The sequence below is a fragment of the Flavobacterium sp. W22_SRS_FP1 genome, assembly GCF_052113685.1.
GTDB lineage: Bacteria > Bacteroidota > Bacteroidia > Flavobacteriales > Flavobacteriaceae > Flavobacterium.
In genome coordinates this window covers 102,683-113,741 of the sequence record NZ_JBGQOE010000001.1, presented here as the reverse complement: position 1 = coordinate 113,741, position 11,059 = coordinate 102,683, and the positions used below count along the sequence as shown (strand labels likewise).

Annotated in this window: 11 protein-coding genes; 8 read left to right on the top strand and 3 right to left on the bottom strand. The window is 35.6% G+C overall.

Annotated elements, in window-relative coordinates; all coding sequences use genetic code 11:
- Positions 1–171 precede the first annotated feature (171 nt).
- From ACEN2H_RS00460 to ACEN2H_RS00435, 6 genes are all read left to right on the top strand, one after another.
- On the top strand, positions 172–954 hold the full coding sequence (locus ACEN2H_RS00460) for an MlaE family ABC transporter permease (protein WP_441729680.1): 783 nt from the start codon (positions 172–174) through the stop codon (positions 952–954).
- Positions 955–960: 6 nt separating this feature from the next.
- Complete coding sequence (locus ACEN2H_RS00455) at positions 961–1,713, top strand: ABC transporter ATP-binding protein (protein WP_441729679.1); 753 nt, start codon at positions 961–963, stop codon at positions 1,711–1,713.
- An 8-nt stretch (positions 1,714–1,721) separates the two neighbouring features.
- Positions 1,722–2,699 carry an MlaD family protein gene (locus tag ACEN2H_RS00450; RefSeq protein WP_441729504.1) on the top strand — a complete coding sequence of 326 codons (978 nt, stop codon included), beginning with the start codon at positions 1,722–1,724 and terminating at the stop codon, positions 2,697–2,699.
- Positions 2,700–2,742: 43 nt separating this feature from the next.
- Entirely contained in the window at positions 2,743–3,780 is a 1,038-nt protein-coding gene (locus ACEN2H_RS00445; protein WP_441729503.1) for a pesticidal protein Cry7Aa, read from the top strand.
- 12 nt (positions 3,781–3,792) lie between these two features.
- Positions 3,793–6,012 carry a glycosyltransferase gene (locus tag ACEN2H_RS00440; RefSeq protein WP_441729502.1) on the top strand — a complete coding sequence of 740 codons (2,220 nt, stop codon included), beginning with the start codon at positions 3,793–3,795 and terminating at the stop codon, positions 6,010–6,012.
- 192 nt (positions 6,013–6,204) lie between these two features.
- Positions 6,205–7,419 carry a sodium:proton antiporter gene (locus tag ACEN2H_RS00435; protein WP_441729501.1) on the top strand — a complete coding sequence of 405 codons (1,215 nt, stop codon included), beginning with the start codon at positions 6,205–6,207 and terminating at the stop codon, positions 7,417–7,419.
- A 59-nt stretch (positions 7,420–7,478) separates the two neighbouring features.
- On the opposite strand, the gene ACEN2H_RS00430 is transcribed toward ACEN2H_RS00435, so the two are convergent.
- Positions 7,479–8,603: a cysteine desulfurase family protein gene (locus tag ACEN2H_RS00430; protein WP_441729500.1), complete on the bottom strand. Its 1,125-nt coding sequence runs from the start codon at positions 8,601–8,603 to the stop codon at positions 7,479–7,481.
- A gap of 83 nt (positions 8,604–8,686) precedes the next feature.
- Between ACEN2H_RS00430 and ACEN2H_RS00425 the strand changes: the two genes are divergently transcribed.
- On the top strand, positions 8,687–9,649 hold the full coding sequence (locus tag ACEN2H_RS00425; RefSeq protein ID WP_441729499.1) for a hypothetical protein: 963 nt from the start codon (positions 8,687–8,689) through the stop codon (positions 9,647–9,649).
- An 86-nt stretch (positions 9,650–9,735) separates the two neighbouring features.
- On the opposite strand, the gene ACEN2H_RS00420 is transcribed toward ACEN2H_RS00425, so the two are convergent.
- Complete coding sequence (locus ACEN2H_RS00420) at positions 9,736–10,287, bottom strand: Smr/MutS family protein (RefSeq protein ID WP_441729498.1); 552 nt, start codon at positions 10,285–10,287, stop codon at positions 9,736–9,738.
- Complete coding sequence (locus ACEN2H_RS00415) at positions 10,280–10,462, bottom strand: hypothetical protein (protein ID WP_441729497.1); 183 nt, start codon at positions 10,460–10,462, stop codon at positions 10,280–10,282. The genes ACEN2H_RS00420 and ACEN2H_RS00415 overlap by 8 nt, the downstream gene beginning before the upstream one ends.
- Before the next feature lie 119 nt (positions 10,463–10,581).
- On the opposite strand from ACEN2H_RS00415, the gene ACEN2H_RS00410 reads away from it, so the two are divergent.
- Positions 10,582–10,842: a DUF2752 domain-containing protein gene (locus tag ACEN2H_RS00410; protein WP_441729678.1), complete on the top strand. Its 261-nt coding sequence runs from the start codon at positions 10,582–10,584 to the stop codon at positions 10,840–10,842.
- Positions 10,843–11,059 lie beyond the last annotated feature (217 nt).

The following is an 11,059-nucleotide window of genomic DNA, read 5'->3' as shown; positions in this document are numbered from 1 at the left end:
TTTTTATAAGAATTTATTTATTAAATGATCCGTCGTGACTTTCACGGACACTCTTTGTCGATAAAAACATAAAAAAAACAGATTAACAGCAACTGAATTGTCTGATAATCAGTGTAATAATCTGTATATTTGAGTAAGCCCTTTACTGTTAAAAATTAATTCATAATGCCTATGAATACTGTTTTTAAAATAATCGAAATTTTCAAATCTTTTTTACTTGAAGTAGGTGAACTCTCTTTTTTCGCAGCGCGCTTTTTTAAAGAGTCCTTTAAACGTCCAGTAGAGTTTAAGGAATTTCTTCGTCAATGCTATAATATGGGAAACCGTTCCCTTCTACTTGTTGCGGTTACTGGATTTATTATTGGATTAGTTTTTACTCTTCAATCACGTCCCACGCTTCAGGAATTTGGAGCCGTTTCCTGGATGCCTTCGATGGTAAGTATTTCAATTATAAGGGAGATTGGCCCCATTATTACGGCACTTATTTGCGCAGGGCGTATAGGCTCAGGAATAGGCGCCGAATTAGGTTCTATGAGGGTAACGGAGCAAATTGACGCCATGGAGGTATCGGGCACAAATCCTTTCAAATATCTGGTAGTTACACGGATTATGGCAACAACTTTTATGCTGCCTATATTAGTTTTTTTTGGTGATGCTATAGCTCTTTTTGGCTCCTATCTCGTTGAAAATATAAAAGGAAACGTTTCCTTTTTACTCTATTTCAATCAAGTTTTTGATGCCTTAGAATTTGGCGATTTGATGCCTGCAACAATCAAAACTTTCTTTTTTGGTTTTGCAATAGGCCTAGTGGGTTGCTTCAAAGGGTATTATTGTAAAAAGGGTACGGCGGGTGTTGGTGTTGCCGCAAACTCAGCGGTCGTTTTTACCTCTATGCTACTATTCATTATTGACTTTATAGCCGTTTTCGTAACCGACATTTTTTATGATTTATAACTTATGATGAGTATGACAGACCCAAATAGCAAACCCATTATAGAAATCAGGGATTTGAAAAAAAGTTACGGTGACAACCATGTATTGAATGGCTTCAATATGTCTTTGAATGAAGGAGAAAATTTGGTTATTATGGGGAAATCCGGCTCAGGAAAATCTGTAATGATAAAATGTTTGATTGGATTGGAAAGACCAGACAGCGGAACTATAACTGTTATGGGAGAGAACATCGGGGAACTCAGTCGATCTCTGTTAGACGAACTTCGGACAGAGATTGGCTTTCTTTTTCAAGGAAGTGCGCTTTATGATTCTATGACTGTTCGGGAAAACCTGGAATTCCCATTACGAAGGCATACTAAAAAATTCGGAGTCCTTAAAGACACTACGCCCCTAGTCGTCGAAGCACTCGAGAGCGTAGGCCTAGCACATGCCATAAACTTGATGCCTGCAGAGCTTTCAGGAGGGATGAAGCGAAGAATAGCCCTCGCCAGAACCCTAATCCTGCAACCCAAAATCATACTTTATGATGAGCCTACAACTGGGCTGGACCCGATAACAGCGAAAGAGATATTGATCTTGATGAAATCAATCCAACAAAAATACAATACATCAGCAATTATCATTACCCATGATGTTGACTGCGCCCGAGTGATTTCGAACAGAATGATATTGCTAGTAGACGGCATCAACTATGTGGAAGGCACTTTTGATGAACTATCAAAATCTAATGACCCTAAAGTTAAAGCTTTCTTTAAATAACTAAAGACATGGAAAAAACAACATCACAAAAAATCAGCCTAGGCCTCTTTGTAATAATTGGACTATTACTTTTCATTTTAGCTACTTATTTAATTGGCGATAAACAAAAAATGTTTGGAAAGACAAGCCATCTAGAAACCACTTTCAATAATGTGAATGGCTTACAACTGGGCAATAATGTACGCTACTCCGGAGTAAATGTTGGAACGGTACGAAATATTGAAATGATTGGCGATACTAGCATTCGAGTAGACATGATCATCGACAAAGACATATTTAAACACATTAAGAAAAACGCTGTTGCCACCATAGGTTCTGATGGCTTGGTAGGAAGTATGGTGATAAATATTTTACCGGGAAACGGTGCGGCACTAGCTGTAGAACCCGGTGATGAAATCAGATCCATAAATCGCATCCGGACAGATGACCTTTTAAATACGTTTAGCAAAACTAATGAAAATGCTGCACAGCTTACTGAGAATTTACTTAGAATCACAAATGAAATTAATAGTGGTCAAGGTACTGTGGGATTACTAATCAATGATATGAACATGGCAAAAGACCTAAAAACAACCATGAGCTATTTGAAAACATCGAGTAAAAAGACCTCCGAATCCATATCAAATTTGAACAATCTTATTATTTCCTTGAATAGTAAAGATAATGTCGTAGGTATCTTAAAAGATACGGCTGTAGCAACTAGCATTAGAACTATATTAAACAATTTAGACTACACAAGTGCCGAGATCAACAAAGCAGTTTCCAACGTGAACAAAACCATTTTAAATATAAAAGACGGCAAAGGGGCGCTAAACTATCTTTCCAACGACCCCGGTTTAGTAAGAAAAATAGATTCTACAATGATAAATGTAAACGAAGCAAGCTTGCGATTGAATGAGAATTTAGAAGCCTTAAAACATAACTTTTTGTTTCGAGGATACTTCAGAAGGTTGGAAAGGAAAAAAATGCGTGAGCAGGAAAAATAGGACCTTGAAATAACAAAGAATCAAAAAAATAAAATATCCAATTATGATCACAGTAGAAAAACTTGGTGCCATACTAAGTCCCACCTCTTTGGAGTTTGAAAATACTGGTGTTTTAAATCCTGCTGTGTATCAAGACGGAAATACGCTTCACATCCTCTACCGCGCAGTCCGAGATGGAAATTTTTCTACCATTGGCTATGCCAAAACGGATGGCCCAATGAACATAGTCGAGCGTAGGGAAGAACCCTTGATTACTCGAGATTTTGAATATGAGAAACAAGGAGTTGAAGACCCCCGCATTGTAAAAATTAAAGATACCTTCTATATCACCTATACTGCATTTGACGGCATAAATGCCATGGGAGCACTCGCCAAATCAAAAGATCTGATCCGTTTTGAAAAACACGGAATAATTACCCCCCAGGTAAACTACGAGCAGTATGAAACTTATGTGAATTGTTGTCCCCAGAACAAATTAAACCCTAAATACCATCAATATTACAATCTGTTTGCCCAAATAGGAGTCGTAGGTGATGAGACCCGATTATTACGGGATAAAGATGTGGTCCTGTTCCCAAGAAAAATAAATGGCCAATTTGTCCTTCTGCACAGAATCTGGCCGGGAATCCAAATTGTAAAATTTAACGACTGGAAAGACCTGACTTTGGATTTTTGGGTGGATTACCTAATGAACCTGACTGATCACATTATTCTAGATCCGAAAGACCCTTATGAAATGAATTATATCGGAGCTGGGGTACCACCAATTGAAACGCCTGATGGATGGCTATTAATTTATCATGGGGTACACGAAACAACTACGGGCAGAATTTACCATGCAAAAGTAGCTCTCTTACATTTAGACAAACCTGAAATGGAAATTTCCAGATTGCCCTATCCACTTTTTTCTCCAATGAAAAATTGGGAAAAAGAAGGCGTGGTAAATAACGTCGTTTTCCCTACGGGTCACGCATTATTTGAAAACGACCTATATATCTACTATGGTGCAGCTGACAAACACATTGCGGTTGCAAAAATGAATATCAATGAATTACTTCTCGAATTAAAAAAACAACCTTAAAAAAGTACAAAAATGAAGTTTGAAAAAGGAAAAAAAATGCTACTTGTAAGTTCTTATCCACCTCGAGAGTGCGGGTTGGCAACTTTTACAAATGACATCGTCAATGCGATAAAAGTTGTATTCGGTGACACATTACCTATTGAGGTATGTGCTTTGCAAAATAATGAAAAACGGTATCATTATAATAAAGAAGTCAGCTATACAATAAATTCCTCCAAACTGGATGAGTTTCAAACTATCGCAGAAGAAATAAACGAAAGAAAAGATATCGGTCTGATTTGCATACAGCATGAGTTTGGTCTTTTTGGTGGTGAATACGGTGACTATGTCCTAGCATTTATATTGGCTTTAAACAAACCAATCGCCACTATTTTTCATACCGTATTACCACACCCTGATGAAAAAAGAAAAAAAATAGTTCATGCCATCGCCGATTTATCGGATAGAATAATAGTCCTTACCAAAAAATCCCAAGAGATTTTGACATCACATTATGATTGTCCTCTTAGGAAAACCCAAGTAATTCCGCATGGAAACCACTCCATACTTTGGGAGCAAAAGGAAAAGTTAAAAAACAAATATGGCCTTTCAAATAAGATAGTAATGTCAACTTTTGGGCTGATTAGTGAAAATAAGAATATTGAAACAACCCTATTTGCCTTAACAGAAGTAGTAATAAAGCACCCAGAAGTTATTTATTTCATAATTGGAAAAACCCATCCTGAAGTCATTCGTCAAGAAGGCGAAAAGTATCGTAATTTACTAATTGCCACCGTAGAGGAATTAAATTTAAAAAACAATGTTGTATTTATCAATGAATACCTTGAGTTGAAAGAACTCTTGGAATATTTAACATTATCAGACATCTATCTATTTTCATCAAAAGACCCTAATCAGGCAGTGAGCGGTACTTTTGCTTATGCAATGAGTTGTGGATGTGCTGTTATTTCTACACCAATTCCCCATGCAGTCGAAGCCCTTGAACATAATGCTGGCATATTGTTAAAAGAATTTAATAATCCCGAAGAATTTAAGGTGGCAATATTGCGACTAACCGAAAATAAAGAGGAGCGAGTTGCAATGGGAAAAAACGCTTTTTCCTTGTCGCATGGGCCAATATGGGAAAATATTGCCATAAAATATGGACTAATGTTTGGTGAATTAACTAATAGAATGGAAGATTTAATGTTTAATTTACCACCTATCAAAATAGACCATATTAAGAAACTAACAACAGACCTTGGCATACTTCAGTTTTCAAAATTTTCTGAACCAGATCCAGAATCTGGCTATACTTTAGATGATAATGCAAGGGCGCTGATTGATATGGTCATGTACAATAAACTTTTTCCGCGCGATGATACTGTAATAATGGCCAATACCTATCTTAAATATATTGAAAACATCCAACGGGAAACCGGTTGGTTTGATAACTACAAGGATTTTTCAAATCAATTGACAAAGCAGAATGGCGAGGTTAATTTAGAAGATGCAAATGGAAGGGCATTGTGGAGTTTAGGAACTGTAATTGCCCATAAGGAAACATTACCTGCTGATATTGTGCTTAGAGCAAAAAACTGTTGGGACCGCGCTATTATAAGGCTTTCCGACATCAATTCCCCGAGAGCCATGGCCTATGCTATAAAAGGTCTTTATAATTACTATACCATCTATAAAGAAGACTTAATTGAAAAGCATATTGAAAAATTAGCCGACGAATTATTGAGACATTATAAAATCAACTCAGAGGTCAATTGGTGTTGGTATGAAGATTACATGACCTATGCAAATAACGTGCTACCGGAAGCGATGATGTACAGCTATTTAGTTACGGGCAAAATGAAATATAAAAAAATTGCACTAACTACTTTTGATTTTCTATTGTCCCATTATTTTATGAAAGGCCAATTAAAAGTAGTTTCAAATAGAAGTTGGTTTAAAAAAGAGAATGAAAGGACCTTCTATGGGGAACAACCCATTGAAGTGGCTACAACAATTATGACTTTAGATTTGTTTAATGAAGTGACGAGGAACAGAAAATACAAAGATCAGCTAAAGCTTGCTTTTATTTGGTTTTTGGGAAATAATCATCTTCAACAAATTATGTACAACCCTGAAAACGGTGCCTCTTATGATGGATTAGAGGACAAATGTATTAATATAAATCAAGGGGCTGAATCTACATTATGTTTTTTTAAGGCCCGATTGATAATGGAAAAGTATTTAAATTAGACTACAAAACTGAGGTGTTATACAAAATAGCGTTGAGGTACAGCCAAGTGCAGGAAAAGGAATTAACAAACGCCAACTATTTTCTGATATTTACACTGATTTTTATGTTTTAACGGACAAATGTACTATATTTCCGAACGAATGTAACTATTACTGAAAACCCAATAAAATTTAAAAAAAATAAAATTTTCTATGACAATCATAATTTCACTTTGTCTACTCCTTTTGGTTGCCTATGTATTTGACCTTACTGCAGCAAAGACTAAAATACCATCTGTAATATTATTACTGCTTTTGGGCTTTATAGTAAGAGAGGTTACGTTCTTGTTTGGCATCAACGTTCCTGATCTATCCTCTACCTTACCTGTGCTTGGAACCATAGGTCTTATTCTTATCGTACTAGAAGGTTCTTTAGAATTAGAACTTAATAGGTCTAAAATTGGGCTCATAAAAAAATCTTCATTAGGAGCATTTCTGCCCTTACTTATTTTAGCCTTCTCCCTAGCTTATTTATTACATTATTATGGAGGATATTCCTTTAAAGACAGCCTTACAAATGCCATCCCTTTCTGTGTAATAAGCAGTGCCATTGCTATACCAAGTGTAAGAAATCTATCCTCAAGTCAAAAAGAATTTATTATCTATGAAAGTAGTTTATCTGATATTTTTGGGGTAATATTTTTCAACTTTATTATCTACAACACCAGTTTTGGTTTAGAAACCTTTGGATATTTCTGCTTGGAGATTTTAATTATTATCGCTATTTCATTTGTAGCGACCATTTTACTTTCTTTTCTTCTAAAGAAAATTGACCATCACATCAAATTTGTGCCAATCGTTTTACTTATTATCCTAATTTATGAAATTTCAAAGATATTCCATCTACCTGCGCTTATTTTTATCTTGGTATTTGGATTATCAATTGGTAATTTAGATGAACTTAAACATTTCAAATGGATTCAAAATTTCCGACTTGATTTATTATTATTAAACAAAGAAGTATTGAAATTCAAAGAACTTATAATCGAAGCTACTTTTCTTGTTAGGGCGCTATTCTTTCTTTTATTTGGATATTTGATACAGACCTCTGAAATACTGAACTTAGACACCTTAGTATGGTCTGTTGGCATAGTATTAGGTATTTTTATTTTAAGAACAATTCAATTAAAAATTTCTAAAATACCACTTTTTCCTCTACTATTCGTAGCACCAAGAGGACTTATTACCATCTTGTTATTCCTTTCGATTGCACCAGAGCACAGGATATTATTGATTGATAAATCCGTGATTATTCAGGTTATCTTATTAACTGCTTTCATCATGATGCTAGGATTGATGATCACTGCCAAAAAAAAGGAGTCAATTATAAAACAACAAAAAGCCAAAGAGGAAAGTATTCAAGAATAAAAGCTTGTTTCTACGATCTAAAAAACAGAAAAATTGCCTTAAAACGGTTTTTCTATTTTTTAGATAGTTTTTAAAGCTTCAATAAGCAAATCTACGTCTTCCTTGCTGTTGTAATGACTAAAGGAGATTCGCAGACTTGGCTTTTTTAAATCAGCATAAGATAGCATTTCTGCTAAAACATGTGAAGCTTTAATACTGCCGCTCTGGCAGGCACTTCCTCTGGAAACAGCAATTCCTTTCATATCCAAATGAAATAAAATCATGGCTGTTTTATCTTCTGAGAATGGCAACAAAACATTCAGCATATTATAAAACCCGTTTTGGCCTCCGTTTATGGAAAAGCTCGGGAATTCAATTTCAAGTCGCTCGATCAAATAGTTTTTCAATTCGGATATTTGCGTTCTCACTATCTCTAAATTGGCATAAGAAAGCTCAAGAGCTTTTGCCATTCCTGCAATTTGATGTACCGCTTCAGTTCCTGCTCGTAATCCTTTTTCCTGTTCTCCACCGTAAAAAAGAGGCTGCAAACCTGAGTTTTTTCTTATGTATGCAAAACCCACTCCCTTTGGACCGTGAAATTTGTGGGCGCTGGCAACCAGAAAATCAACCGGGAACGCTTGCACGTCCAATTCTGTCTTTCCAATGGACTGTACCGTATCAGAATGAAACAAGACATTATGCTCAGCACAAATCATAGCTATCCTCTTTATGTCTAAAACAGCTCCTGTTTCATTATTCACATGCATTAAACTAACCAAAGTTTTATCCTCTTGTGAAAGCAATTGTACCAAGTCAGTGATATCTATATCCCCATTTGGCTTGATAGCTACATAATCTACCTGAATACCAAATTCTTTTTGCAGTGCTTGAACAGTATATAAAACGGCATGATGCTCAGTCTTACTTGTTATAATGCGTTTTACTTTTAAATCCACAACAGCCGAACGAAGAATCCAATTGTTGGCTTCGGTTCCGCAAGAGGTGAAAATTATTTCTTGCGCAGACGCATTCAATTGCTTAGCGATTGATTTGCGGGAAAGTTCCAAAACACTTTTAGCATTCCTACCAAAACTGTGTGTTGAAGAAGGATTTCCAAAATCTTCGGCCATTACTTTTGTCATTTCTTGAATGACTTCAACACGAATGGCTGTCGTTGATGCGTTATCGAGATATACTTTTTTCATTACTGCAAAGTTATGAAATATCAATTGTGTATTCTCTAATATCAATTGTCAATTTTTTCGCTATTTTTGTAAAAATATATTTTATGATAAATAGAGTTTTAAGCCTAATGATTTTTGTATTGATAATAAGCGGTTGCGATGACGGAAATTTAACTCAGGAAGATATCAATTTTGAAGATATCACTACTCAAAACTGCGGTACGAATGACGTTATATATAAATTAAAAGAGAAGGAAGCCTTGCTCGTCAAAATCCCTCAAAGTTCTTTTACAAACGAGCCTTCTTCTACTGGAACATCAACTATTCTAGACATCAATTCCAACAATCGCGTTGTTTACCGTTTTTATAACGGTACCGTATCAGCAAACAATATTTGCGAAACCATACCTCCTGCCACACCCACCGTAATTGACCAGTGGAATGCCTCGGCAGGAAAAATACAAATATTCACAACAGCTGTTAAAACAGTCAACGCAACGGATAACAGTACCCGAATTTCAGGATACAACCATAATATCACTTTCAAAAACATCTCTTTTGCAAAAAGCAGCGGAACACAGGTATATGAAACTCTTCCTTTTGGCGATTATGTGACATCGGCCTCTACTCTACCCTTCCTTTTCGACAAAACAGTTGAAAAATGCAGTAGCTCCAATTTAATTTACAACTACACAAGCAGCGAGTCATTGACACTGACGATAGATCCTAACCTGATTGCAAATGAGGTAACTCCTTTAAACAGTCCTAGGACAGGAATAGTAGGTACGAGCACAAATGTTCTTAAGTATCGCTTGTTTACGGGCCTGCTAACGTCTGATTATTTTTGCAATACAATAACGCCATCTACTCCGGCGATAAGTCAAGAATGGAGTGCTGCATCAGGTGTAGCAGACGTTAGTGGCATCGTTGAGGTAACTACAACAACTAACGGACCTAGCAGTTTTAAACACACTATTGTGCTTAAGAAAGTAACTTTAAAGAAAGGAAACAACGACTTCCTACTAGGAGACAATTTTGCTTACGGTGACTTGTTAACGACTAATTAAGCTAAATTTTTTACCAAAAAACAACACAAAAAAAGCTCCCATTTGTCATTGCAAATGGGAGCTTTTTCATTTAAAATCAAACGCTATTATTTGCTATTTTGCTTAATAAAAACCTCCGTCGCGCCTTGTCCGTATTTTTGATAATTTCCTTCTTGGAAAGCGATATTGTCATATCTTCCCAATAAGAAATCAAGCTCCGACTTCAGCACTCCTTCGCCAACACCGTGAATGAAGACAATTTTCGGGATTCGGTTTAGAATGGCAAATTCGATGTGTCGCTTGGCAGTTTCCGATTGCAAAGTAAGGATGTCGTAATTGGACATACCATGTTTGTTCTTAACCAGTTTTTCAATGTGTAAATCAAATTCAGGAGCGGCTCTTTCATTCTTGTCTTTGCGTTCTTTTACGAAACTTCTTGGTTTTGGAATCTCTTTTTCCTTTGAAATTTTATCTACATCAATTCTTCTAATAGAATCCATTAAGTTACTGGAATCGTTTACTTTAAGTAATTCTTTGACAAGAAATGTCATCACGAATCCGTCTTCTGTTTCTACCGTCACCTCTTTATCTTTGGTTGACAAAACCACTCCGTTTATAGCTTCGTCAAGCACGGTAACCTTATCTCCTTTATTAAACATCTTTATCGTCTTTTTCTTGATTTTTACTAGGCGTTTTGGCACTTAATCGCATCATGCCAAACATAAAAATAGCGATTGCAATTACCGTAATATACACATTTTTATCTTCACTAACCTGCTCAAAAAAAGCAACTAGTATCGCAACAATCATAATTGGAATTATAATTTTTTTCATTTCTTTACATATAAGTTTCCAAAAGTAATAAATTTAAAATAGCCTTGCTTTTTTATTAATACCCTTTGCTACTATTTTGTAAATTATAAAAAATAAAACCATTGGATTTAGAAAAATACATGTTTCCCTGCTTTAGTAAAACGCTCTTTGGAGTGGAGTGTTTAGGCTGCGGTTTTCAAAGGTCATTGGTCCTGCTTTTAAGAGGGGATTTTACAGCCTCATTCCAGATGTATCCCGCTCTATTTACAAGCCTATTATTTTTGGGGTTTATTGGTTTTCATTTTATAAACAGACGTCTTTTTTCTCAAAAATTGATTCTTACAATGGCACTAATAAACGTCATTTTTATGATTGCCGGATATATTTACAAACACTACTGATCTATCCTAACATTACAAAGCGGAATTATTTATTTATTCTAGTAAATACTTCATTTCTATTTGTTCCTTTTGAATTCCTTTCCTTTTTTTAGCTAGTTTGGAGTATAGGCACTTGTCACTATTATCTCCCTAAACAATTTCATATAAGTGATGTACAAAAACTTATCGCTGCTAATTCGTGAAAACCTCTTCCACAATGGCAATATTGACTAGCGAA